At 42.9% G+C, this 25,657-nt stretch carries 14 protein-coding genes, 25 tRNA genes and 3 rRNA genes; 1 reads left to right on the plus strand and 41 read right to left on the minus strand.

Annotated elements, in window-relative coordinates:
• Window positions 1-299: 299 nt before the first annotated feature.
• From IGJ14_RS12965 to pth, 41 genes are all read right to left on the minus strand, one after another.
• Window positions 300-497 (minus strand): hypothetical protein, encoded by a 198-nt coding sequence (locus IGJ14_RS12965; RefSeq protein ID WP_019723238.1) that lies wholly within the window; start codon window positions 495-497, stop codon window positions 300-302.
• Between the two features lie 768 nt (window positions 498-1,265).
• A tRNA-Glu gene (locus IGJ14_RS12970) sits at window positions 1,266-1,337 on the minus strand.
• A gap of 20 nt (window positions 1,338-1,357) precedes the next feature.
• Window positions 1,358-1,431 (minus strand) — tRNA-Ile (locus IGJ14_RS12975).
• Between the two features lie 11 nt (window positions 1,432-1,442).
• A tRNA-Gly gene (locus tag IGJ14_RS12980) sits at window positions 1,443-1,513 on the minus strand.
• A 4-nt stretch (window positions 1,514-1,517) separates the two neighbouring features.
• Window positions 1,518-1,590, minus strand: a tRNA-Phe gene (locus tag IGJ14_RS12985).
• A 3-nt stretch (window positions 1,591-1,593) separates the two neighbouring features.
• Window positions 1,594-1,666 (minus strand) — tRNA-Asp (locus tag IGJ14_RS12990).
• An 18-nt stretch (window positions 1,667-1,684) separates the two neighbouring features.
• Window positions 1,685-1,758, minus strand: a tRNA-Met gene (locus IGJ14_RS12995).
• Window positions 1,759-1,769: 11 nt separating this feature from the next.
• Window positions 1,770-1,859, minus strand: a tRNA-Ser gene (locus tag IGJ14_RS13000).
• Between the two features lie 13 nt (window positions 1,860-1,872).
• Window positions 1,873-1,944, minus strand: a tRNA-Glu gene (locus IGJ14_RS13005).
• 14 nt (window positions 1,945-1,958) lie between these two features.
• Window positions 1,959-2,046 (minus strand) — tRNA-Ser (locus IGJ14_RS13010).
• A gap of 24 nt (window positions 2,047-2,070) precedes the next feature.
• A tRNA-Ile gene (locus tag IGJ14_RS13015) sits at window positions 2,071-2,144 on the minus strand.
• Window positions 2,145-2,156: 12 nt separating this feature from the next.
• Window positions 2,157-2,227: transfer RNA gene (locus tag IGJ14_RS13020), tRNA-Gly, on the minus strand.
• A 1-nt stretch (window position 2,228) separates the two neighbouring features.
• Window positions 2,229-2,304: transfer RNA gene (locus IGJ14_RS13025), tRNA-Asp, on the minus strand.
• A gap of 18 nt (window positions 2,305-2,322) precedes the next feature.
• Window positions 2,323-2,396 (minus strand) — tRNA-Met (locus IGJ14_RS13030).
• Window positions 2,397-2,407: 11 nt separating this feature from the next.
• Window positions 2,408-2,497 (minus strand) — tRNA-Ser (locus IGJ14_RS13035).
• Between the two features lie 22 nt (window positions 2,498-2,519).
• A tRNA-Ile gene (locus IGJ14_RS13040) sits at window positions 2,520-2,593 on the minus strand.
• 14 nt (window positions 2,594-2,607) lie between these two features.
• A tRNA-Met gene (locus IGJ14_RS13045) sits at window positions 2,608-2,681 on the minus strand.
• 28 nt (window positions 2,682-2,709) lie between these two features.
• Window positions 2,710-2,782, minus strand: a tRNA-Ala gene (locus IGJ14_RS13050).
• A 17-nt stretch (window positions 2,783-2,799) separates the two neighbouring features.
• A tRNA-Pro gene (locus IGJ14_RS13055) sits at window positions 2,800-2,873 on the minus strand.
• Between the two features lie 9 nt (window positions 2,874-2,882).
• Window positions 2,883-2,956, minus strand: a tRNA-Arg gene (locus tag IGJ14_RS13060).
• Window positions 2,957-2,966: 10 nt separating this feature from the next.
• Window positions 2,967-3,052 (minus strand) — tRNA-Leu (locus IGJ14_RS13065).
• Window positions 3,053-3,069: 17 nt separating this feature from the next.
• A tRNA-Gly gene (locus tag IGJ14_RS13070) sits at window positions 3,070-3,141 on the minus strand.
• Between the two features lie 10 nt (window positions 3,142-3,151).
• Window positions 3,152-3,224 (minus strand) — tRNA-Thr (locus tag IGJ14_RS13075).
• A gap of 26 nt (window positions 3,225-3,250) precedes the next feature.
• Window positions 3,251-3,332: transfer RNA gene (locus IGJ14_RS13080), tRNA-Leu, on the minus strand.
• Between the two features lie 7 nt (window positions 3,333-3,339).
• Window positions 3,340-3,412 (minus strand) — tRNA-Lys (locus tag IGJ14_RS13085).
• A 3-nt stretch (window positions 3,413-3,415) separates the two neighbouring features.
• Window positions 3,416-3,488 (minus strand) — tRNA-Val (locus IGJ14_RS13090).
• Between the two features lie 12 nt (window positions 3,489-3,500).
• Window positions 3,501-3,616, minus strand: a 5S ribosomal RNA gene (rrf, locus tag IGJ14_RS13095).
• Between the two features lie 89 nt (window positions 3,617-3,705).
• Window positions 3,706-6,620: ribosomal RNA gene (locus IGJ14_RS13100) — 23S ribosomal RNA — on the minus strand.
• A gap of 344 nt (window positions 6,621-6,964) precedes the next feature.
• Window positions 6,965-8,525 (minus strand): 16S ribosomal RNA (locus IGJ14_RS13105).
• The 16S, 23S and 5S rRNA genes sit together here with 25 tRNA genes alongside, the layout of an rRNA operon.
• 914 nt (window positions 8,526-9,439) lie before the next feature.
• Entirely contained in the window at window positions 9,440-10,936 is a 1,497-nt protein-coding gene (gene lysS / locus IGJ14_RS13110) for a lysine--tRNA ligase (protein WP_010734126.1), read from the minus strand.
• 115 nt (window positions 10,937-11,051) lie between these two features.
• Window positions 11,052-12,050 carry a tRNA dihydrouridine synthase DusB gene (gene dusB, locus IGJ14_RS13115; RefSeq protein ID WP_010734125.1) on the minus strand — a complete coding sequence of 333 codons (999 nt, stop codon included), beginning with the start codon at window positions 12,048-12,050 and terminating at the stop codon, window positions 11,052-11,054.
• Entirely contained in the window at window positions 12,051-12,938 is an 888-nt protein-coding gene (gene hslO / locus IGJ14_RS13120; RefSeq protein WP_019722332.1) for an Hsp33 family molecular chaperone HslO, read from the minus strand.
• Window positions 12,939-13,091: 153 nt separating this feature from the next.
• Complete coding sequence (gene ftsH / locus IGJ14_RS13125) at window positions 13,092-15,188, minus strand: ATP-dependent zinc metalloprotease FtsH (RefSeq protein ID WP_019722333.1); 2,097 nt, start codon at window positions 15,186-15,188, stop codon at window positions 13,092-13,094.
• 90 nt (window positions 15,189-15,278) lie between these two features.
• Window positions 15,279-15,824, minus strand: a complete 546-nt coding sequence (gene hpt, locus IGJ14_RS13130; RefSeq protein ID WP_010734122.1) for a hypoxanthine phosphoribosyltransferase — start codon at window positions 15,822-15,824, stop codon at window positions 15,279-15,281.
• Window positions 15,824-17,254, minus strand: coding sequence for a tRNA lysidine(34) synthetase TilS (tilS, locus tag IGJ14_RS13135; RefSeq protein ID WP_019722334.1), 1,431 nt, complete (start codon window positions 17,252-17,254; stop codon window positions 15,824-15,826). Before tilS ends, hpt begins: the two co-directional genes overlap by 1 nt.
• Window positions 17,255-17,332: 78 nt before the next feature.
• Window positions 17,333-17,803, minus strand: a complete 471-nt coding sequence (locus IGJ14_RS13140) for a S1 domain-containing RNA-binding protein (protein ID WP_010734120.1) — start codon at window positions 17,801-17,803, stop codon at window positions 17,333-17,335.
• Between the two features lie 46 nt (window positions 17,804-17,849).
• Window positions 17,850-18,275 carry an FtsB family cell division protein gene (locus IGJ14_RS13145; protein WP_010734119.1) on the minus strand — a complete coding sequence of 142 codons (426 nt, stop codon included), beginning with the start codon at window positions 18,273-18,275 and terminating at the stop codon, window positions 17,850-17,852.
• A gap of 63 nt (window positions 18,276-18,338) precedes the next feature.
• Window positions 18,339-18,614 (minus strand): RNA-binding S4 domain-containing protein, encoded by a 276-nt coding sequence (locus IGJ14_RS13150; RefSeq protein ID WP_019722335.1) that lies wholly within the window; start codon window positions 18,612-18,614, stop codon window positions 18,339-18,341.
• A gap of 9 nt (window positions 18,615-18,623) precedes the next feature.
• On the minus strand, window positions 18,624-20,222 hold the full coding sequence (locus IGJ14_RS13155) for a putative polysaccharide biosynthesis protein (protein ID WP_430608042.1): 1,599 nt from the start codon (window positions 20,220-20,222) through the stop codon (window positions 18,624-18,626).
• Window positions 20,223-20,237: 15 nt separating this feature from the next.
• The gene (gene mfd, locus IGJ14_RS13160; protein ID WP_019722337.1) at window positions 20,238-23,759 is read right to left on the minus strand and encodes a transcription-repair coupling factor; all 3,522 of its coding nucleotides are present in this window, start codon (window positions 23,757-23,759) and stop codon (window positions 20,238-20,240) included.
• A gap of 17 nt (window positions 23,760-23,776) precedes the next feature.
• Entirely contained in the window at window positions 23,777-24,337 is a 561-nt protein-coding gene (gene pth, locus IGJ14_RS13165) for an aminoacyl-tRNA hydrolase (RefSeq protein ID WP_010734115.1), read from the minus strand.
• 345 nt (window positions 24,338-24,682) lie between these two features.
• Between pth and IGJ14_RS13170 the strand changes: the two genes are divergently transcribed.
• Window positions 24,683-25,657, plus strand: coding sequence for an L-lactate dehydrogenase (locus IGJ14_RS13170; RefSeq protein WP_019722338.1), 975 nt, complete (start codon window positions 24,683-24,685; stop codon window positions 25,655-25,657).

A 25,657-nucleotide genomic window follows, 5' to 3' on the forward strand; every position in this document is an offset into this window, starting at 1 on the left:
ATCGGCACTACAACTAAATTCAGATGAAGCTTGTCATCTCATCTCTATTCGCTGTATGTCAAGCTTTGTCAAAATGATAGGTGCAACAGGTTTAAAACATTCGGGGCATGATTGGAAGCTAGGATAGAGTCGTTTCCACTTCTATGGATTCAATTGCCATTATCTTCAATCTCCATTTCAGTTGACGGTTCATTGAGGGATAGTGCGGACGAAAATTGGTTTGTTTTCAATGTATCTGTCGAATCTTCTTTTCTAATTTATAGATATTACTTGTTTTGACTAACAGGTTTCCTCCCTACTCATCGTATTTTTTTACTTCTATTTACTTTCTTACTTGAGCACTGACTTTTAAGTACAGTACTTCTTTTGCTTGATAATTTTGTACCGATCCATTTGTAAGTAATGAAAAAATCATCTGAACTACAAGGCAGCCTATTTATTCCTTCTTTAAAACCAGCAACATTTCTATGGTTGTCTGTTGCTTCTTCTCCTTCCATATAATCCTTCTAACTAGATTTTTCTATTATCTAGTTAGAAAATTTATAGGTTTATAACCTCATATTTGGTACATTCTAACTAATTATAGTATAGTGACTGCTCCTATAAAAATTACCCATTTATTTTAAAATCACGAAAAAAGTACTCTCCCATAACATCAGCAAATCGATAAGTTTAAAAAAAATAGTAGATTTATAGGATGAGCGTAATCATTCCCGCAGCTCTCCATCCAAAAGATGATAAAGGCCCTATAATGAAGAAAACTGATAAAAACAAAGCTGTACAGGAAAGAATTTCTCCATGGATGAACTTACAAAAAATTACTTAATGTAACAAACAAAAAAATCATTTCCAAGGAATTGGCTTTAAGAAAAGAAAGAAGGTAGACCCTCTCCACCATGATTCATGTAGGGTTAGATAATCAACCAACAGTTGATTGTATGACATGTAAAATGAAAGTGACTAAATATAGAAATGGAATCATAAACGCCTTCCAAACATCTTATAGTTACGAGACATTGGAAGGAACAGACAATAATGTTAAGATCAACAAACACATGATTCATAGATACCGTCATTCCTGCCATTTTAGTGACCGTATTTACTTGATCTAAGGCTAGATTATCTTAGATCGATCCAAAACAAAAAGAATCAATCGAAGCGTATTTCTACTTCGATTGATTCTCGATGAAATTCTATCAATTTGAACTCGCCAACACTACTTGTCAAAGAGCAAAAAAAAAGATACTTGCTTGAAGTATCTTCGATGACCCGTACGGGATTCGAACCCGTGTTACCGCCGTGAAAGGGCGGTGTCTTAACCGCTTGACCAACGGGCCAGGTAAAAATATGAAAATAATGGGCCTAAATGGACTCGAACCATCGACCTCACGCTTATCAGGCGTGCGCTCTAACCAGCTGAGCTATAGGCCCATAAAAACTAAAGCGGGTGACGAGAATCGAACTCGCGACAACAGCTTGGAAGGCTGTGGTTTTACCACTAAACTACACCCGCAGTATGGCGCGGGACAGAATCGAACTGCCGACACATGGAGCTTCAATCCATTGCTCTACCAACTGAGCTACCGAGCCAAACGGTTCCGACGGGAATCGAACCCGCGATCTCCTGCGTGACAGGCAGGCATGTTAACCCCTACACCACGGAACCAATGTTTTTAGTTTTTAATTGCGGGAGCAGGATTTGAACCTACGACCTTCGGGTTATGAGCCCGACGAGCTACCAGACTGCTCCATCCCGCGATAATATAAAAAGGAGGATAAGGGATTCGAACCCTTGCACGGTTTTACCCGCCTGACGGTTTTCAAGACCGTTCCCTTCAGCCGGACTTGGGTAATCCTCCAATATAAAGCTAATGACCCGTACGGGATTCGAACCCGTGTTACCGCCGTGAAAGGGCGGTGTCTTAACCGCTTGACCAACGGGCCAGATAAAAATGAAACGGAGAAGGAGGGATTTGAACCCTCGCGCCGGTTTCCCGACCTACACCCTTAGCAGGGGCGCCTCTTCAGCCACTTGAGTACTTCCCCAAAACCATTAAGATTTTGAATAAATGGGCCTAAATGGACTCGAACCATCGACCTCACGCTTATCAGGCGTGCGCTCTAACCAGCTGAGCTATAGGCCCATAAAAACTAAAAGCGGGTGACGAGAATCGAACTCGCGACAACAGCTTGGAAGGCTGTGGTTTTACCACTAAACTACACCCGCGTGGCGGTCCCGACGGGAATCGAACCCGCGATCTCCTGCGTGACAGGCAGGCATGTTAACCCCTACACCACGGAACCAATGTTTTTAGTTTTTAATTGCGGGAGCAGGATTTGAACCTACGACCTTCGGGTTATGAGCCCGACGAGCTACCAGACTGCTCCATCCCGCGATAATATAAAAAGGAGGATAAGGGATTCGAACCCTTGCACGGTTTTACCCGCCTGACGGTTTTCAAGACCGTTCCCTTCAGCCGGACTTGGGTAATCCTCCAATATGAAATACAACGTCGCTATGGACCTTGTAGGACTCGAACCTACGACCGGACGGTTATGAGCCGTCTGCTCTAACCAACTGAGCTAAAGGTCCAGGCTCTTAAATAATCGCGGCGGAGGGGATCGAACCCCCGACCTCCCGGGTATGAACCGGACGCTCTAGCCAGCTGAGCTACACCGCGAAAAAAAGTATTCATTATTTAAATGAAATGGAGCCTAGCGGGATCGAACCGCTGACCTCCTGCGTGCAAAGCAGGCGCTCTCCCAGCTGAGCTAAGGCCCCTTGAAACTATTTACTAATCGGGAAGACAGGATTCGAACCTGCGACCCCTTGGTCCCAAACCAAGTGCTCTACCAAGCTGAGCTACTTCCCGTAAAACTAACGCGCCCAAGAGGAGTCGAACCCCTAACCTTTTGATCCGTAGTCAAACACTCTATCCAATTGAGCTATGGGCGCATATTTGTAATGCCGAGGACCGGAATCGAACCGGTACGGTGATCACTCACCGCAGGATTTTAAGTCCTGTGCGTCTGCCAGTTCCGCCACCCCGGCGCGTAGTACATTGGCAAAGCGGAAAACGGGGTTCGAACCCGCGACCCCCACCTTGGCAAGGTGGTGCTCTACCACTGAGCTATTTCCGCGTATTTACGATGCCGGCTAAAGGACTTGAACCCTCGACCCTCTGATTACAAATCAGATGCTCTACCAACTGAGCTAAGCCGGCGTAAAAAAATAGAAACAATCATATGATGCGGGTGAAGGGACTTGAACCCCCACGCCGTAAGGCGCTAGATCCTAAATCTAGTGCGTCTGCCAATTCCGCCACACCCGCAAAAATATGAGCCGTACAGGGCTCGAACCTGTGACCCTCTGATTAAAAGTCAGATGCTCTACCAACTGAGCTAACGGCTCATATGGAGGTTAACGGGATCGAACCGCTGACCCTCTGCTTGTAAGGCAGATGCTCTCCCAGCTGAGCTAAACCTCCAAAGATAACAAAGCGTGGCGGCGTCCTACTCTCACAAGGGGCAACCCCTCACTACAATCGGCGCTAAGAAGCTTAACTTCTGTGTTCGGCATGGTTACAGGTGTATCCTTCTCGCCATCGCCACCACACTTGGTGTTATCTATATTGAGTAAATCTTGTTCACTCAAAACTGGATTTGAAGTATTAGTAAGAAACTCTCCGAGTTTTTCATTTTATTTTGGTTAAGTCCTCGATCGATTAGTATCAGTCCGCTCCATACATCACTGTACTTCCACTCCTGACCTATCTACCTGATCATCTCTCAGGGATCTTACTTTCTTAAAGAAATGGGAAATCTCATCTTGAGGTGGGCTTCACACTTAGATGCTTTCAGCGTTTATCCCTTCCCTACATAGCTACCCAGCAATGCCCTTGGCAGAACAACTGGTACACCAGCGGTAAGTCCATCCCGGTCCTCTCGTACTAAGGACAGCTCCTCTCAAATTTCCAACGCCCGCGACGGATAGGGACCGAACTGTCTCACGACGTTCTGAACCCAGCTCGCGTGCCGCTTTAATGGGCGAACAGCCCAACCCTTGGGACCGACTACAGCCCCAGGATGCGACGAGCCGACATCGAGGTGCCAAACCTCCCCGTCGATGTGGACTCTTGGGGGAGATAAGCCTGTTATCCCCAGGGTAGCTTTTATCCGTTGAGCGATGGCCCTTCCATGCGGAACCACCGGATCACTAAGCCCGACTTTCGTCCCTGCTCGACTTGTAGGTCTCGCAGTCAAGCTCCCTTCTGCCTTTACACTCTTCGAATGATTTCCAACCATTCTGAGGGAACCTTTGGGCGCCTCCGTTACTCTTTAGGAGGCGACCGCCCCAGTCAAACTGCCCATCTGACACTGTCTCCCACCACGATAAGTGGTGCGGGTTAGAGTGGCCATAACGCAGGGGTAGTATCCCACCAGCGCCTCCATCGAAACTAGCGTTCCGATTTCTACGGCTCCTACCTATCCTGTACATGCGGTACAGACACTCAATATCAAACTACAGTAAAGCTCCATGGGGTCTTTCCGTCCTGTCGCGGGTAACCTGCATCTTCACAGGTACTAAAATTTCACCGAGTCTCTCGTTGAGACAGTGCCCAAATCGTTACGCCTTTCGTGCGGGTCGGAACTTACCCGACAAGGAATTTCGCTACCTTAGGACCGTTATAGTTACGGCCGCCGTTTACTGGGGCTTCAATTCGTACCTTCGCTTACGCTAAGCACTCCTCTTAACCTTCCAGCACCGGGCAGGCGTCAGCCCCTATACTTCATCTTACGATTTTGCAGAGACCTGTGTTTTTGATAAACAGTCGCTTGGGCCTATTCACTGCGGCTGATCTGACGATCAGCACCCCTTCTCCCGAAGTTACGGGGTCATTTTGCCGAGTTCCTTAACGAGAGTTCTCTCGCTCACCTTAGGATTCTCTCCTCGACTACCTGTGTCGGTTTGCGGTACGGGTCGTTGTTTTCTCACTAGAAGCTTTTCTCGGCAGTGTGACGTCAGGAACTTCGGTACTATTATTTCCCTCCCCATCACAGCTTGTCCTTAAAGTTAGAAGCATTTGACTCCTATCAAGACTTACTGCTTGGACAGACATTTCCGATCGTCTGCATTCCTTAGCCTCCTGCGTCCCTCCATTGCTCAAACAAAAACAACGAGTACAGGAATATCAACCTGTTGTCCATCGCCTACGCCTGTCGGCCTCGGCTTAGGTCCCGACTAACCCTGGGCGGACGAGCCTTCCCCAGGAAACCTTAGTCATTCGGTGGACAGGATTCTCACCTGTCTTTCGCTACTCATACCGGCATTCTCACTTCTAAGCGCTCCAGCAGTCCTCACGATCTACCTTCAACGCCCTTAGAACGCTCTCCTACCAATACACCTAAAGGTGTACTCCACAGCTTCGGTAATATGTTTAGCCCCGGTACATTTTCGGCGCAGGGTCACTCGACTAGTGAGCTATTACGCACTCTTTAAATGGTGGCTGCTTCTAAGCCAACATCCTAGTTGTCTGTGCAACCCCACATCCTTTTCCACTTAACATATATTTTGGGACCTTAGCTGGTGGTCTGGGCTGTTTCCCTTTCGACTATGGATCTTATCACTCACAGTCTGACTCCCGGATATGAATGAATGGCATTCGGAGTTTATCTGAATTCGGTAACCCGAGATGGGCCCCTAGTCCAAACAGTGCTCTACCTCCATCATTCTCAATTCCGAGGCTAGCCCTAAAGCTATTTCGGAGAGAACCAGCTATCTCCAAGTTCGTTTGGAATTTCTCCGCTACCCACACCTCATCCCCGCACTTTTCAACGTACGTGGGTTCGGTCCTCCAGTGCGTTTTACCGCACCTTCAACCTGGACATGGGTAGATCACATGGTTTCGGGTCTACGACTACATACTCAAACGCCCTATTCAGACTCGCTTTCGCTGCGGCTCCGTCTCTTCAACTTAACCTCGCATGCAATCGTAACTCGCCGGTTCATTCTACAAAAGGCACGCCATCACCCATTAACGGGCTTTGACTTGTTGTAGGCACACGGTTTCAGGTTCTATTTCACTCCCCTTCCGGGGTGCTTTTCACCTTTCCCTCACGGTACTGGTTCACTATCGGTCACTAGGGAGTATTTAGCCTTGGGAGATGGTCCTCCCGGATTCCGACGGAATTCCTCGTGTTCCGCCGTACTCAGGATCCTCCTAGGTGCCTTCCAAATTTCATCTACGGGGCTTTCACCCTCTCTGACTGACTTTTCCAAGTCATTCGACTATCTGAAAGAACTACCATATCGGAGTCCTACAACCCCAATGAGCAAGCTCATTGGTTTGGGCTTTTCCCGTTTCGCTCGCCGCTACTCAGGGAATCGAATTTTCTTTCTCTTCCTGCAGGTACTTAGATGTTTCAGTTCTCTGCGTCTACCTCGTATACGCTATGTATTCACGTATACGTAACATCCTATAAAAGATGCTGGGTTCCCCCATTCGGAAATCTCTGGATCATAGCTTACGTACAGCTCCCCAAAGCATATCGGTGTTAGTCCCGTCCTTCATCGGCTCCTAGTGCCAAGGCATCCACCGTGCGCCCTTATTCACTTAACCTTATCAACCTTACGGTTGGGTTTTGATCTTTCTTCTAGCGATAGAAGTCCAATCAAGAAAAATAAGCAATTGAACTTATTAAAAAACTCTATCCAGCACACAAATCAGCCTCTTCGACAAAAAGATCGTCCAATCCGTGAAAGCAAGCTTTCACTTCTGGCCGCCTATTTTGCTTAAGGCTAAACGATTTGTTTAGCTTTCAAATTCAACGCGGTGTTCTCGGTTTGTATTACTTACATTTTTACTTCAATATCCAGTTTTCAATGAACAAAATTTTGAGAGTAGACCTCTCAAAACTGAACAAAGTATCGACAAACGTGTGTAGTCTCCGTAATATTCCTTAGAAAGGAGGTGATCCAGCCGCACCTTCCGATACGGCTACCTTGTTACGACTTCACCCCAATCATCTATCCCACCTTAGGCGGCTGGCTCCAAAAAGGTTACCTCACCGACTTCGGGTGTTACAAACTCTCGTGGTGTGACGGGCGGTGTGTACAAGGCCCGGGAACGTATTCACCGCGGCGTGCTGATCCGCGATTACTAGCGATTCCGGCTTCATGTAGGCGAGTTGCAGCCTACAATCCGAACTGAGAGAAGCTTTAAGAGATTAGCTTAGCCTCGCGACTTTGCGACTCGTTGTACTTCCCATTGTAGCACGTGTGTAGCCCAGGTCATAAGGGGCATGATGATTTGACGTCATCCCCACCTTCCTCCGGTTTGTCACCGGCAGTCTTGCTAGAGTGCCCAACTAAATGATGGCAACTAACAATAAGGGTTGCGCTCGTTGCGGGACTTAACCCAACATCTCACGACACGAGCTGACGACAACCATGCACCACCTGTCACTTTGCCCCCGAAGGGGAAGCTCTATCTCTAGAGTGGTCAAAGGATGTCAAGACCTGGTAAGGTTCTTCGCGTTGCTTCGAATTAAACCACATGCTCCACCGCTTGTGCGGGCCCCCGTCAATTCCTTTGAGTTTCAACCTTGCGGTCGTACTCCCCAGGCGGAGTGCTTAATGCGTTAGCTGCAGCACTGAAGGGCGGAAACCCTCCAACACTTAGCACTCATCGTTTACGGCGTGGACTACCAGGGTATCTAATCCTGTTTGCTCCCCACGCTTTCGAGCCTCAGCGTCAGTTACAGACCAGAGAGCCGCCTTCGCCACTGGTGTTCCTCCATATATCTACGCATTTCACCGCTACACATGGAATTCCACTCTCCTCTTCTGCACTCAAGTCTCCCAGTTTCCAATGACCCTCCCCGGTTGAGCCGGGGGCTTTCACATCAGACTTAAGAAACCGCCTGCGCTCGCTTTACGCCCAATAAATCCGGACAACGCTTGCCACCTACGTATTACCGCGGCTGCTGGCACGTAGTTAGCCGTGGCTTTCTGGTTAGATACCGTCAAGGGGTGAACAGTTACTCTCACCCTTGTTCTTCTCTAACAACAGAGTTTTACGATCCGAAAACCTTCTTCACTCACGCGGCGTTGCTCGGTCAGACTTTCGTCCATTGCCGAAGATTCCCTACTGCTGCCTCCCGTAGGAGTTTGGGCCGTGTCTCAGTCCCAATGTGGCCGATCACCCTCTCAGGTCGGCTATGCATCGTGGCCTTGGTGAGCCGTTACCTCACCAACTAGCTAATGCACCGCGGGTCCATCCATCAGCGGCACCGTAAAGCGCCTTTCAAAACGAAACCATGCGGTTTCGATTGTTATACGGTATTAGCACCTGTTTCCAAGTGTTATCCCCTTCTGATGGGCAGGTTACCCACGTGTTACTCACCCGTTCGCCACTCCTCTTTTCCCGGTGGAGCAAGCTCCGGTGGGAAAAGAAGCGTTCGACTTGCATGTATTAGGCACGCCGCCAGCGTTCGTCCTGAGCCAGGATCAAACTCTCATAAATAAAAGTTAGAACAATCTTGCGATTGTTAAGCTCAATTTGTTTGCTAGCATATTGCTTGCTTGTTAAAAATGTTTGTTGTCTTGAATTGAATCAAGACGCCCTACACATTTGGTTTGTCTTACTTTGTTCAGTTTTCAAAGGTCTACGTGATAATTGAAACACAACTGCCTCAACTTATCGTTTGTGATTGCCGTAGCAACTTTTATATCTTAGCAAACTCTCGAATGATTGTCAACTATTTTTTAAAAGTTTTTTGAACTCGTTTTTCACGAGGTCGTTTTAGCAACTCACTTATCATAACTCATCGTTTGTTATTTGTCAACAGTTAATTTTGTTTTTTTCTTTGCGAAATCAACGTTTATCTATTGTCGTTCACAAGCGACTTGGTTATCTTATCATGTGTTGTCCCACACGTCAAGAACTTTTTTATGATCATTCAGAAGTTATGAAACTTAACTTTTGAACAAATAATAATATACCAACTAAAATCTTATTGGTCAACGAATTTTTTTGTGTTTTTTCAAGTTTTTTAGTTATACGATTAATATAATAAAAAGAGATATAAACGTTCGCTTTTTACATGGTATAAAGAGATTGAAAACCTTTATCTATATAAATCATTCGCTATTGCAACTGTGCTGAAACTTCTATAAAGCAGACCCATTTCTAATGGTTCCGTTTTCTTTTTTTATATCTAACTTATCCCTTGCCATAACTTTCTCTGAATTGGTTCATTGATACGCATTTACTTAAAAATTAGTTTCAATAAAGTCTTAAATATAGAACCACATTTCAAGCAAAGTTATCTCATTTTTACTCTAAAAAATAAACCGACAGCAGCTAGAAATAAAAATCATTTCTGGCTATTGTCGGTTTGGTTCCCTGAACAGGTTGTTTCTGTTTATGTCTCAGATTTAACGCATGGTTGGGAATAGTAATACGTCACGGATCGATTGAGCATCGGTCAATAGCATGACTAGACGGTCGATTCCGATACCTAGTCCGCCAGTTGGTGGCATACCATATTCTAGTGCTTCTAAGAAGTCTTCGTCTAAACCATGTGCTTCATCGTTTCCAAGCTCGCGTTCTTTTTCTTGCGCTTCAAAACGTTCTCTTTGATCGATTGGATCATTCAGCTCAGTAAAGGCATTCGCAAATTCTTTACCTGTGATGAACAATTCGAAACGGTCAGTAAAACGTGGGTCTTCAGGATTTTTCTTCGCCAATGGAGAAACTTCTACTGGATGTCCATAGACAAATGTTGGTTGTACTAAGGTTTCTTCCACGAATGCTTCAAAGAATTCATTGATGACGTGACCAACACCCATTGCTTCTGTCACTTCAACTTGGTGTTCTTTTGCAATCGCTAATGCTTCTTCTAAGGTCATTTCTTTCCAGAAATCAACACCTGTATGCTCTTTGATTGCATCGACCATATGCACACGTTTGAAATCACTCTCTAAGTCAACTGCTTGACCTGCATAAGTGATTTTAGCTGTTCCTAATACTTTTTCAGCTGCATTACGGATGATACCTTCTGTCAAGTTCATCACATCTTGGAAATCAGTGTATGCAGTGTATGCTTCAAGCATCGTGAACTCAGGGTTGTGGGTCGTATCGATTCCTTCATTACGGAATACACGGCCGATCTCATAAACTTTTTCCATACCACCAACGATCAGACGTTTCAAATGAAGTTCTAACGCAATACGTAGATATAGATCCATATCTAACGCATTGTGATGTGTGATGAAAGGACGTGCTGCTGCTCCACCGGCTTCATTATGCAAGACTGGTGTTTCAACTTCGATATAGCCGTTCCCATCTAAATAGCGACGGATCTCACTAATGATTTGACTGCGTTTCATGAAGCGGTCAAAACTATCTCTATTACTTACTAAATCAAGGTAACGCTGTCTGTATCGTTGTTCGATGTTCGTTAATCCATGATATTTATCTGGTAATGGACGAAGTGCTTTTGATAAGATGACGATTTCAGAGGCTTTGATCGATACCTCACCTGTATCAGTTTTCATGATTTCTCCAGTTACGCCAAAGAAATCTCCTAAGTCAGCATGTTTGAATACTTCATAAGCTTCTTCACCTACTCGGTCTTTGCGTACGTAGATTTGGATTTGGCCCTCTCTGTCTTGCAGATGGGCAAATCCAGCTTTACCTTTTCCACGGCGTGTCATCATACGGCCAGCAACACTCGCTGTCAATGCCATCTCCGCCAATTCTTCTTTTGTACGTGGATCAAATAATTCGTGCAATTCTTGGGAATTATGTGTACGCTCAAATCGCTTACCAAATGGATCAATCCCATTTTCTCTCAATTGCTCCATTTTTTCACGACGAACAATCATTTGATCGTTTAAATCTTCTAATTGATTTTGTTGTTCCTCAGTCACAAAAGTTCCTCCATTCTCATCTTATTCTCTTCCTTATAATGCCAATGAAACGCAAAAAAAGCAAGCCGAACTTAGTGTTTCGGCTTGAATTTCGCAAAAAACTTAGAATAACTTCCTAAGATTGAAGTGATAATTTTTCACTTTTTTCAACCAATTGGTCAAGCAGTTCATTGATTTCATGCTGTTTCTCAGTCTTATTGATCGCTAATTTGATCTTGGCTGCACGTGAGATACCTTTTAGATAGTAGGAAGCGTGTGTCCGAAACTCACGACAGGCGATGGTTTCTCCTTTTAAATCAACTAAACGTTCTAGATGTAATTTTGCAGTAGCGATTTTTTCGCGTGCGGTTGGTTCCGGAATCAGCTCTCCAGTTTCTAAATAATGTTGTGTCCGATGGATCATCCAAGGATTCCCTAAAGCAGCGCGGCCGATCATGACGCCATCGGCACCCACGTATTCCAACATGCGTTTTGCATCTTCTGGCGTTTTGACGTCCCCGTTCCCCATAAAAGGGATCGTTAGATGTTTTTTGACTTCCTTTAACACTTCCCAATTGGCTTTTCCTTCATACATTTGCACACGTGTTCGTCCGTGCATGGCTACTGCACCGGCTCCAGCTGCTTGAGCGGCTAATGCGTTTTCGACAGCAAAAACATGTTCTTCGTCCCAACCAATACGCATTTTCACAGTAACTGGCACATCAACTGCCGATGCAACTGCATGAACCATTTCATAGACTTTATCAGGATCTAATAACCATTTTGCACCTGCTTCAGCTTTGATGATTTTATTGACTGGGCATCCCATATTGATATCAATGATATCTGCTGTAGTATGTTTCTCAACAAACTGTGCTGCTTCTACTAATGTGTCTTTGTTCCCACCAAATATTTGCAAGCTTAATGGATGCTCCGTTTCGTCGATATGCAGCATTTCCAATGTTTTTTTGTTGCGGAAATGAATACCTTGGTCACTGATCATCTCGCAAACGACCATTCCTGCACCAAATTCTTTGACAGTTACACGAAATGCAGCGTTCGTGATCCCTGCCATTGGTGCTACAACAACGCGATTCGGTATTTCAACGTTCCCGATTTTCCATGTGTGATCCACTTATAATCCTCCCAAGGCTTCTGTCTTCAATGCTGCTAGGTCATCTTCTGTGTAGGTATACTTACTATTGCAAAATGAGCAAACTGCTTCTGCGCCATGGTCTTCATCGATCATTGCTTGGATTTCTGCTGCGCCTAAAGCAATGATTGCTTCGCCAAACTTTTCTTTCGAACAATCACATTTAAACTGTACAGGCATTTTTTCTAGTACTTGCAATTCGTCTGTTCCTAACAATCCTTGCAAGATTTCTTCAGGTGTCAATCCTTCATCTAAGAGTGTAGAAATACGTGGTGTTGTTTTCAGTTGCTCTTCGATTTTCGCAATCGTTTCTTCGTCTGCCCCTGGCATGATCTGGATCATAAAACCACCCGCTGTTTTGATGGTATCATCCGTATTGACTAAGACGCTTAGCCCTACAGCTGAAGGGATTTGTTCTGAAATCGCTAAATAGTACGTGAAATCTTCAGCTAGTTCACCAGATACAATTGGTGTTTGTCCTGAAAAAGGTTCTTTTAACCCTAGATCTTTTGTCACACTAAACATCCCTTGTGTCCCTACTGCTCCACGTACATCGATTTTTCCTTCTGCGTTCAGCGGTAAACTCAGGTGTGGATTTTTGATGTACCCTTTGACATCACCTTTACCATTCGCATCAACAACGATCCCACCTGCAGGGCCATCTCCTTGGATGCGTACTGTTAATTTATCTTCTCCTTTAACTGTCGCACCTAGCAGCAGACTGCCAACTAATGCACGGCCTAATGCTGCGGATGATGTATGCCAAGTATCATGGCGTTGCTGCGCTTCTGCAACAGTATTGGTTGCACGAACAGCATACGCTCGAACAAACCCGTCATTGGCTAATGCCTTCACTAAATAATCTTCCATTTGTATGTACCTCATTTCCCGATTTTAAAACTCATAGTGAATCATACTAGTAACTCCCAAATTTTTCAACTTTTGAATTTGTAAATTCTACGTTTCTTTTTTAATTGTCAGACACAAAAAAAAGAGCTGCGACTTTCGTCACAGCTGCTTTCTTTATCTATTTTGATCATCTGAATGATTTTGTTCATCCGTTGAAGTCGATTGATTGTCATCATTCAACTCTTTTTTCGCTTCATCAAACTCATGTTTTTCTTCTGCTTGTTTTTCCGCATCTTTTTCTTCTAGTGCACGTTTAGCTTCTTCAAACGTTTGCGCTTCTTTTTCACTAGGGAAGTCTGCCGATTCTGCTCCTTCAGGCATTACACCTTTTTCAAAGAGAGATTTGATTGCTTTGGCATCCAATGTTTCAAATTCAAGCAGTTTTTCTGCGATCAGTTTGTGTTGCGCACGGTGTGCTTCGATGATTTCATGTGCTTTTTGATGTGCTTCCATCAAGATCTTGCGTACTTCTTGGTCGATTTCAAAAGCAACTTGTTCTGAGTATGCTTTCGTTTGACCATAGTCACGGCCTACGAATACTTGGTGGTTTCCTTCATATTGGACAGGACCTAAGCGATCACTCATCCCATACTCTGTAACCATACTTCTTGCTAGTGCTGTTGCTTGTTCAAAGTCATTTGATGCACCAGTAGATTGAACGTTGAAGATGATTTCTTCTGCGGTACGTCCACCTAGTAATCCAACGATTTGTTCAAACATATCTTCTTTTGTCATTAAGAATTGATCTTCTTTTGGTAAAGCGATCATATATCCACCAGCACGTCCACGCGGGATGATCGTTACTTTGTGAACGACACGGGCACGACTCAAGACAAGTCCAACGATCGTATGACCTGCTTCATGGTAAGCGACCATTTCGCGTTCGCGTTTGCTGATGACACGGTCTTTCTTGGCTGGTCCAGCAATCACGCGGTCTTCTGCTTCATCGATATCAGAAGCATCGATTTTTTTCTTGTTTCGACGAGCAGCTACTAATGCTGCTTCGTTTAAGACGTTTTCTAAATCCGCACCAGCAAAACCTGGTGTTTGTTGTGCTACGACTTTCAAATCAACATCGTCAGCAATTGGTTTGTTTCTTGCGTGAACTCGTAAAATCGCTTCACGGCCTTTGACATCTGGACGACCAACTAAAATTTGACGGTCAAAACGTCCTGGACGAAGCAAGGCTGGATCTAATACGTCTGAACGGTTGGTCGCTGCAATCACGATCACGCCTTCATTTCCATCGAATCCATCCATTTCAACAAGCAATTGGTTCAGTGTTTGTTCACGTTCATCGTGTCCGCCACCCATACCAGCGCCACGTTGACGACCGACAGCATCGATTTCATCAATAAAGATGATTGCTGGAGCATTCTTTTTCGCAGTTTCAAATAAGTCACGAACTCGGCTTGCACCGACCCCAACAAACATTTCAACAAAGTCTGAACCCGAAATAGAGTAGAATGGTACGCCAGCTTCACCAGCAACTGCTTTGGCAAGCAATGTTTTACCAGTCCCTGGAGGTCCTTCTAAGAGAACTCCGGCTGGAATACGTGCGCCTAATTCAATGAAGCGTCTTGGATCTTTTAGGAACTCAACGACTTCGACAAGTTCTTGTTTTTCTTCTTCCGCACCCGCTACATCAGAGAAACGAACGCGATTTGCTTTTTTGTCGGCTTCTTTTGCTTTGGATTTCCCAAAGTTCATCACACGGCCTCCGCCGCCTCCGCCGCCACCTTGTTGTCCCATCATCATATAGAAGAAGAAGACGATGATCACGATTGGCAAGAAGCTTAATAGGAGTGATACCCATACGCCGCTACTTGATTCTTCTCTGATCGTAGTTGCTACGTTGTTGTCTTTTGCCAACTCTGTGACTTGGCTCAATGTTGTATCGTTTGGCAAAATAATCGTAGTGAAGTGCGTAGTTGATGTCTCAGTAGTACCTAGAATCGATAGACCCCCACTATTTGCAACTGTCTGTTGTTCTTTGTATTCACCTGAGATCTTATACACACCATTAGCAGGTTGCACCTCAAAGTTTTTGATTTTGCCTTCTTGTAATTGTTCAGTGAATTTTGAGTACTCGATATCTGACGACCGTTGGCCATTGTTACCAAAAATAAAGTAGACGACCATTACCATCGCTAAGATTACGAGGACATAATACAAGGCATTTTTCATCATGCCATTGTTTTTTTTGTTCATAGTTGTCCTCCCTATGCGTTATTTTTACTTGATAAATCTTTTATCAATCCTGACCATACTATTGTAACATAATTTATGAGAGATAGATGATTAATTTGATTGATAAACGCTCGGTTTTAGTACACCGATGTATGGAAGATTTCGATAGGCTTCTGCATAATCTAATCCATAACCTACCACAAACTCGTTTGGCACATTGAAACCAATGTAATCCGCTTCGATATCTACGACTCTGCCTTCGGGCTTATCAAGGAGTGTCACGATTTTGACTGAGTTTGCTTTACGGTATTTGAATAGATCGACTAAATAAGCAAGTGTTCTTCCGCTATCAATGATGTCTTCGACGATCAATAAATCACGGCCTTCCACATTCGTATCCAAGTCTTTTACGATTTTTACTTCACCTGATGAAACAGTTGCGTTACCGTAACTTGAAACATCCATAAAATCCAATTCTAGGTAAGCATCGATCGAACGGATAATGTCTGCCATGAATGGGACAGCACCTTTCAATACACCAACAACCAACGGATTTTTATCTTGATAATTTTCAGTTAACTCTTTTCCTAGTTCTTTACAACGAACTTGTATCTCTTCTTGCGTGATCAATACTCTCTCGATATCTTTTTCTAACATCAGGTTCTCCTTCCAATTGCTTCTTTTTGATATTTGTAAAGAAGTATGTAGTGTATTTTATCAGTTTCTACACCAATACTCAAATAAGAATGGACAAAAGGGACTAGACTCCATAGATTTCTCCCTTCATCTATAATAACCCATGAATTTTTTCGTTGTGCAACAGATATTTTTTTATCGATAAAATATCTTGACACTCTTTTGTTCAACGTCTCCGTCAATTGGATACGATCTCCCGGTTTTCGCCGATCGACCCAAAGCGATTGTTCGGCGGATAACCATAGATCATGAGTGAAGATTTCACCTGTTTCATCCAATTTCCAATCTGGAAGTTGGTCGGGTGTGTAGATCCCTAACCATTCCGACTCTCCTAACTGAATGGCTTGATTCGGTATGATTTTTAACGGAGTATTTTGGTGGTTGGTTGATCGTTCCTTTTTTCTTTCATAAAGATAAAGTACTTCATAGGAACGTTCGATCACCCAGCGTTTGCCCAGATCAATCTGCCATTGTCCTGCGGCTTGTTCACATTGTTGTAACAACGTGTCAATCTGTTTTTCTTTGATCGTCACTTTCGTAACTGGAAAAACGTAATCAAAGAACGTGTAAAAGAAGAAGTAACGTTCAAATGATTCCAAACGTCCGATCACCTTCCACGGAATAGATAAGCGCTCTTCTCCATACGTAAGATGTTCCGTGATCATCTGATGAGTATTTTTTCGGATGAATTGTTCTGCCCATTGGATCTGTTGCGAGAATTTTTGGAAATGAGCCATCGCTTGGGTATTTTCTTTTTTCAATTGTGGTACGACTAAATGACGAAGTCGATTACGTTGGACAGTTAGTTCCTGATTGGTATGGTCCTCAAAAAAAGGTAAATCTTCTGCTTCCGCATACGCATACAATTGTTCTTTACTAAATGACAACAACGGTCGAATAAGTCGCCCACCAGCAAAAGGTTGCGTTTCCTTGATTCCCGCATAGGTACCTAGCTGCCCACCACGAATGATTTTCATCAAAATCGTTTCCATTTGATCATCCCCATGATGCGCTGTCATCAATGTATCATAATGATAATCTCGTACGATCTCATCAAATTTCTCATACCGAAAAGCTCGAGCAGCCGTTTCAATTCCTTGTTCCGCGGGATTCTCCCATACTTTTAAGTGGAAAGTAAGATTGTTTTTATCGCAAAAGTCAGCAAGATAGGCTGCTTCATCCGCAGAAACGCTCCGTAAGCGATGATCGATATGGACAACCCCTAACCGAAAGCCAATTTGTTTTTGGGCAGTCATTAAGCAATCGAGTAAAACCATCGAGTCTACACCACCGGAAACAGCAACTAGTATTTTCGCATGTTCAGACAGATAGCCACGGCGTAAGCCTCTTTTTATAAATGCTTGTTTAAACTGACTTGCTCTTCTATCCATTGGTGTCACATCCTTTTACAAAATAAAAAGAGCGGACAAAAGTCTGTGACAATTGCCTGCCCTTCAATTTCGCTTAGCTTAGCTACGGCGACCGCCACGGCCTCCGCGTTTTCCTTCTGTGTTGCGTTTTAAGGAAGTCAATCGATCATCGCTATCTTTTAAAAATGAGCTCATCAATGAATCGAAGTCTTCTTTTGTATTGGAAGGTTGGCTGCGAGAAAAAGATTTTTTCTGCGGTGCGCGTCCTCGATTATCTCGAGTTTCTTTTTGTGGATATCTCTTTTGACGATTTTCATCATTAGTTTCTACTGGTTGCTCTTGTGCTTTGCGGATAGATAAACCGATTTTCCCATCATCATTGACTGTAATGACTTTGACTGTTACCTCATCACCAACGCTCAATACATCATGAATATCCTTGATATAACCGTTTGATACTTCACTGATATGAACTAACCCTGTTTTGCCAGCTCCTAAATCAATAAACGCGCCAAAATTTGTGATTCCTGAAACTTTTCCTTGCAGTTTTGCTCCTACCTCGATTGACATAAAAAAAATGTTCCTCCTAATTATTTCCCTTTTTTTATATTACTGCTTATTGGGCAGTTGTTGAACTCGTTGTTTGTTCATCGGTGTCTGCTGAATTATCTGTCGTAGATTCAAGTATCGGGTAGACTTGCTCCCCTTCTTTTGAATAGAAAAATTTGCTTCTAGCAAGTTTTGCTACGTAATCTTCATCTTTAAGCAATTTCACGTCTTCTGTGAGTTGGTCTACATCTTTATTGATTTGTTGTAACTCTGTATCTGCTTCGACTTTTAATTCATTTAAATGATTCATTCGTTGCATATCATTAAAAATTTGGAAACCTATTACAGCGAAAATGACCAAAGCACCTAAAAAGATGGCTGCTAACCTGCGTCTACGAAAAATCAATTGGCGTTGTTGTTGTTGAAATTCGACATATTTTTTCTTTGCATACTCTGTGTCTAGTGCAGCGATTTTATTGCTTTTGTTTGCCACCTGTATTCGCTCCAATCTTTTTTGATTGTCATTCTTTATTATACCAACATCCTGAATGCTTGTCTAATCTATTTCGCTCGTGTTTTGTACTCGTGTTTCTGACAAGACTTCATACATTTTTTGTGCATCTTCTTTTTTTGTTGACTCATGCAACTCTGCTACCTTGATTTCCATCGTCTTGTTGCCAAATTGGATGTCCAACTGGTCTCCAACCTTGACGTCACTGGAAGATTTCGCTAGTTTGCCATTGATTTTGATTCGTCCTTTATCCGCCACTTCCTTAGCGACAGATCGGCGCTTGATGATTCGCGAGATTTTTAAAAATTTATCTAGTCGCATCTCATGTCCTCACTTTTCTTTTTTTATTTTTTTCAAACGTAAGATTTTCTTACCAAAAGGCAGTAACAGCCATTCACGGATCGTAAATAATTTTGTCCAGATCACTGCATATACAAATGTGACTACGCCTATAATGACACCGCCTAGGCTGGCAAAAAGAGCAGTCGAGCGATGGCTCACTGGACCAAACAATAAGTTTAAGAAGCCATAATACACAAACAACGCTAAGACCATCCAACCTAAACATTGGATCAATTTCTTACCAAATTTTCGTTTGTGCCAAAAACTATTGATTGCTGGAGTTTCAGTACGGACAAAATACCATAAAGTCACTGATAGTCCAAGTAATGTCGATAAACTAGCACCGACTGTTCCTAAATAACTCGTGAGAAGCGGTGTAGCTAAAGCTTTAGCAAGCAAACCCCAACCAGCACCCTTTAGTGAGGGGCGGAAAGAGTTTTTACTTTGAGCAATGCTTTGGTACGCTTGAATAATTGCAGTTAGTCCAATGGAAAAAACAAATAGAACTAGTGTCATATTCCCAGCATAATCTTTAAACAATGCGTAATTGATATAAGGCAACAATACAGCTAATCCTACTGAAGCTGCCAATGCTAATGCAGTCGTCAGACGCAAGTAAATTTTGGCTGTGGAATAAAATTGTCCTTTGACTGCACTCGTTAGGTAGCGTGTCAATGCAGGTAAGAACGTAGCACTTAAAGCTGTAGCAATAACTAATCCTAATTGAACTAACGGTTGTCCACGATCATATACTCCTTTAGCTATTTTAGATGCTTGCTCGGATAAACCATAGATTTGTAACGCATTCTTAACAAAAAAAGAATCAATCAATTGGAAGAAGATCAATAGACCACTATAAATGGAGACTAATCCCCCTTCAATCAAGAAACGGCGCATGAGTGATTTCGCTGGCCTTCTTAAAATCGGAAAGTGGCGGAAGCTCAATGCACCACCATGGATTTTTTGTTCATAATAGTACAGTACACCATATGCACATACGCCACCAAATACTGCGCCACTCATTGCCGCTGTGCCTGTTTGATAGACTGTCCAGCCTAATCGCTTAAAGGCAATTGCGCTAAAAACAATGATTGCTACACGAACAATTTGTTCCACGACTTGCGAAACCGCTGTGGGCTCCATTAAAAATCGACCTTGAAAATTCCCACGATAATAAGATAGTCCTGGCATCAACAAAAACGTGAAGGAGACGATCCGAATCAACGGCATCAGTTGTTGATCCCCCATCATAAGAGCGATCCAGTGACTAAATGAAAATACGAAGAGCCAGAGTAAAAAGCCTGACCAAAAAACAAGGGGATAAAGATTTTTCAATGCTTGTCTTTGTTCGAAAGGGTCTTTTTTTTCTGCTACATATTTAGAGATAAACTGGGGTAGCCCCGACAAAGCGAGTGTCATCGCAATACCATAAATAGGATAAACTTGTTGATAAACATAAAAACCTTCATCGCCCACTAAGTTTTGCAATGGAATCCGATAGAGTGCGCTGAGGACTTTTGCTATAAAGGAGGCAAGCGTCAACACAAAGGCACCATGCATCACTTGACGCATTTCTTTATGATCCAAAGGTTCAGCCCCTTCCTATGCAGTCGCATATTTCTGTTCGCGCAATGCTTTGACAAATTGTTGGATTTCTTGCAACCAAACAGCAGTCGTTGTTTGAGGTGGCAAGGTCAAACGAATCATCATTTGTTCTTTTTCCACACCAAGTCCTGCTTTTAATTTTGTGGCAGTCAGCGCTTCAAATAATTGTTCAACCGTGTAGCGCTTTGTTCCCACTTTGCTCAACTTGAACACGATGGTTTGTTGTTGCTTACGAATCATCTCTAGCAATGCACGATCGCCATCCATTTTGATTTGTCCAATCGTCAACAAATGCGCGACTTCTTCAGGATATTCACCAAAACGATCCAGTAGATCTGCTTCTAATTCTTCCAACATCTCTTGTGAATCCAATTCGCGAATCCGTTTATAGATTTCGATTTTTTGGCGTTGATCTGACACATAACTTTCTGGTAGATAGGCATCGACGCCTAGATCGATCTCCACAGAAGTTTTTTCTGTTTGCTGATTTTTACCTTGTTTACGAGCGACTGCCTCACTCAACATTTGAGAGTACATATCAAAACCAACAGCATCGATAAATCCATGTTGTTGTGCCCCTAGCAAGTTACCAGCACCACGGATCGATAAATCTCGCATCGCGATTTTAAATCCTGAACCCAATTCCGTAAAGTCTTTGATTGCTTGAAGACGCTTTTCGCTGACTTCATTAAGGATTTTTTGCTGTTCGTACATAAAATAAGCATAAGCGACACGATTGCTTCGTCCGACACGTCCTCGTAATTGGTAAAGCGTAGAGAGTCCCATATAATCGGCATTTTCTACGAAGAGTGTGTTTGCATTTGGAATATCCACACCAGTTTCGATGATCGTCGTCGTCACTAAGACATCATACTGTCCCTCGATAAAGTCGAATAATGTGTTTTCCAGTTGGACTTCCGTCATCTGTCCATGCGCATAGGCGATTCTCGCTTCGGGAACTAATGCTTGGATTTCTTCTACTTTACGTTCAATCGTTTCTACACGATTATATAAGTAGAAAACTTGTCCCCCACGTCCCATCTCTCGCTGAATCGCTTCTCGGATCGCACCTGGATTTTTTTCCATCACATATGTTTGGATCGGATACCGATTCGCCGGTGGCGTTTCAATCACCGATAGATCCCGTACGCCTAGCATCGACATATGCAGCGTTCGCGGAATAGGTGTCGCTGTCAAAGTCAGCACATCCACTTGCGCACGCAATTGTTTCAAACGTTCTTTGTGTTTTACACCGAAACGTTGTTCTTCATCAACGATTAATAGTCCTAAATCACTAAATTCAATATCTTTTGACAATACACGATGAGTACCCACAACAATATCTAGTTGTCCTGTGCGTAATTCTTCGATCGTTTCTTTTTGTTGTTTCTTTGTTCGGAAACGACTCAGCAAACCAACATTCACTGGGAATCCCTCAAAACGTTCCAACATCGTTTCGTAATGTTGTTGCGCCAAGATTGTTGTCGGCACAAGAAATGCCACTTGTTTACTTTCTTTGACTGCTTTAAAAGCGGCACGTAGCGCAACTTCTGTTTTCCCATAGCCGACGTCCCCCACAAGTAAACGATCCATTGGTTTTTCTTTTTCCATATCTCGTTTGATTTCCGCCGCACTTCGGAGTTGGTCATCTGTTTCCGAATATGGAAAAGCATTCTCAAATTCTTTTTGATAAGAGTCATCCGGACCAAATGCGTATCCTTTTTCTGCTTCTCTGACCGCATACAATTGGATCAAGTCATCCGCAATATCTTCGATTTTTGAGGAGATCTTACGTTTCGTTTTCGTCCATTCACTACCACCGAGTTTGTTGATTCGTGGTGTTTTCGATTCCGAAGCTACATATTTTTGGATCAAGTTCAACTGCGTGACAGGAATAAATAGCTTATCATCATTTTGATAAATGATCGTCATATAATCTTGGTGGACACCGTCGACTTCTAAGGTTTCCATACCGATATATTTCCCGATTCCATGATTCGCATGGACAACGTAATCTCCAGCTTTTAGTTCGTTGTAGCTTTTTAGTCGTTCTGCATTCGTTACCGTTTGACGACGTGTCTGTTTTTTTGTTGTCTTTTGAAAAATCTCTTTTTCCGTGATCGTTACGATTTTTTCTTGCGGCAACTCAAAACCTGTCATCAATGCGCCTTCGACTAATTGGACTTGTCCTTTGATCAGTTGGTCTGCTTCTGTTTCTACCACTAATATGTCTTCGTCACGCAACATTTGTTCCGCCTTACGGATACGTTCTTTCGTTGGAATGAAGATGACGACTGTCTGCTCTTGTTTGCGCCAACGATCCATTTCCGTTTTCAGCAATGGCATTTGTCCAAAGAACTGTTGCATCGTGCGATACTGGAACTGGTAAAGTGCTTGGAACCTGAGATTTCCCATTCCTTTTTGGAATAAAGAGAAAAAAGTGGTCGCAAATTTTTCTTTTTGGATGATCCCATGTACATCTGCCACAAATTGTTGTTCAGAGAATACGCGTAACTCACTAATTTTTTGTGTATGCCATTCCGCTGCTTCTCTCTCCATTTCGCGATTCGTTTCCATGATTCGTTGGTAATCGTCCACGATCAGCAAGCTATCTTGGGGGAAATAATCCAAAATCGATAAATGTTCAGGATATAAAAGATCCGCATAGAACTTCGCTTGGTCTGTCGGGATATTACGTTGCCACTCCGAGATCAACTGACCGAAATAGTCATGCAAAAATTGTCGTTCAGTAGGTTCTGCGGTCGTTGCTAATTTCTTTTCTAAGAGGTTTTCTATTTTGTTGATACCGTCAAGTAGATTCTCTTGAGAATAAATTTGTTCACTTGTTGGTGGCAACCACACTTCTTCGATCTTTTCAATCGATCGTTGCGTATCAGCTTCGAAGTATCTCATGGAATCAATTTCGACATCAAATAATTCCACACGAACAGGGTATTCAAATGTCAAAGGATAGATATCGACAATACTCCCTCGCATACTAAATTCCCCAGGTTTTGCGACCATCTCTGTCCGCTCATACCCCATCAAGACGAGTTGTTGCGGTAATGAGTCCACGGCGATCTCGTCGCCAATCTGCCAATGTAATTGGGCATTGCTCCATGTTTCTTTATCAGGAAGACGTTTGTGTAGTGCTGCCACTGGAAGAAGATAGATTCCTGGCTCATCTTGTTGCAAATGATTCAACGTCGCTACACGTTCCGCCCGAGCTTCAGGAGAAGAAAAAGCCATTTCTGCGGAAAGCACTTCATCTACTGGAAATAAGTGGATACTTTCAGCCGGCAGAACGTGTTGCAGATCCTCTGCCAATTGGTTGACGTAATATAAATTCGGCATCAGGATAATCAGATTTTTATCCAGTTTTTTAAACGCATGTGCAAACAACAACGTCTTAGCAGATCCAGCTAAACCTGTAATCAACTGTCTAGACATCCGTTGTTCAAGATTCATGGACCATTCAGCTACTTGAGCATCTTTGCCAATCAATTGGATCATATCCATCGTTTCATTCTCCTTTCTTAATTAAATTGATTCATTGTATCTATAAAGGAATGGCCATCCAATAGAAATTCAACAGCAGCGACAGATTGATCGATGCTTTGTTCGATCAAGGGTTGCGTCTCTTTACTAAAGGGACTGAGAACATGTTGGACGACTGTTTTTTTACCTTCTGGTCGACCAATACCAACTTTTATTCGATCAAAGATCGTACTATCCAAATGAGAGATAATACTCTTGATCCCATTATGTCCGCCTGCACTTCCTTTTTGTCGTAAACGGATTTTACCGATTGCTAAATCTAGGTCATCATAAACAACCACCAACTCTTCTGGATAAATCCCAAAGTAAGTCATCAATGGACCAACCGCTCGGCCAGATTCATTCATAAATGTTTGGGGTTTGACTAATAAAATTTTCTCACCTTTGTGGAAAAATTCAGCTACTTCTGCTTCAAATGTGTTTTTCTTAAAGGTCGCTTGGTGTTTTTCAGCCAAACGATCCACCACCATAAATCCAACGTTATGCTTTGTATGTTCATATTTCGTTCCTGGGTTTCCAAGCCCTACGATCATTTTCATTTCTGCGCTCATCCAATCTTATAAACAGCACAAAAGGCTGGACTGCTCATAGGCGGTCCAGTCTTTGACTCGATTTTTTATTATTTTAGCTCCTATTAGTATAACACACAATCCTTTGTTACAGCTAAAAAGAGAAACTTAATAAATGAAAAAATGATTAAAATTATAATTCAAAACTAATGAAATCATTGGTTTTGCTAAATAGTGAAATAACGCACATGTAAGCTTTTACATATGGTACAACCTTGTTATCTGTTATATTTTGTAACCAAATAGCGTGACAGCAGGCTTTTTCCATGTTAGCATAGGCATGGAAAAAACAAATCAATGGAAGGATTGATATAAATGACTGCAAACGCAGAAAAAAAAGATCATCAAAAAGTAATACTTGTTGGAGACGGTGCTGTAGGTTCTAGCTATGCCTTCGCTTTAGTTACACAAAATATCGCTCAAGAAGTTGGTATCATCGATATCAATACAGCAAAAACTGAAGGAGATGCGATCGACTTATCACACGCTCTAGCATTTACTTCACCTAAAAAAATCTATTCAGCTTCTTATGCAGATGCACATGATGCAGACTTAGTCGTTATCACAGCTGGTGCACCACAAAAACCAGGTGAAACACGTTTAGATCTAGTAAATAAAAACTTAAAAATCAACCGCGAAGTTGTTACACAAATCGTTGACTCAGGTTTCAATGGTATTTTCTTAGTTGCTGCTAACCCAGTTGATATTTTAACTTACTCTACTTGGAAATTCTCAGGTTTCCCTAAAGAGCGCGTAATCGGTTCAGGAACTTCACTTGACTCTGCTCGTTTCCGTCAAGCACTTGCTGAATTAGTTGACGTTGATGCACGTAACGTCCATGCGTATATTTTAGGTGAACATGGAGATTCTGAGTTCCCAGTTTGGTCACATGCCAATGTTGCTGGTTTACAAATCTATGAATGGGTGAAAAATAATCCAGACGTGGATGAAGAAGCAATGGTCAACTTATTCTTCGGTGTACGTGACGCTGCTTATACGATCATCGAGAAAAAAGGCGCAACATTCTACGGTATCGCTGTAGCTTTAGCACGTATCACTCGCGCGATCTTAGACGATGAAAATGCAGTTCTTCCATTATCTGTTTATATGAATGGTGAATATGGACTAAACGATATCTATATCGGTGCACCTGCTGTCATCAACCGTCAAGGTATCCAAAAAGTCATTGAAATTCCATTAAGCGACAGCGAACAAGATCGTATGGCCGCTTCAGCAAAACAATTAAAAGATATCTTAGATGAAGCTTTTGCTAAATTGGATGCTGAATAA

The sequence above is a fragment of the Enterococcus sp. DIV1304_2 genome, assembly GCF_050555445.1.
GTDB classification, from domain to species: Bacteria; Bacillota; Bacilli; order Lactobacillales; family Enterococcaceae; genus Enterococcus_B; species Enterococcus_B pernyi.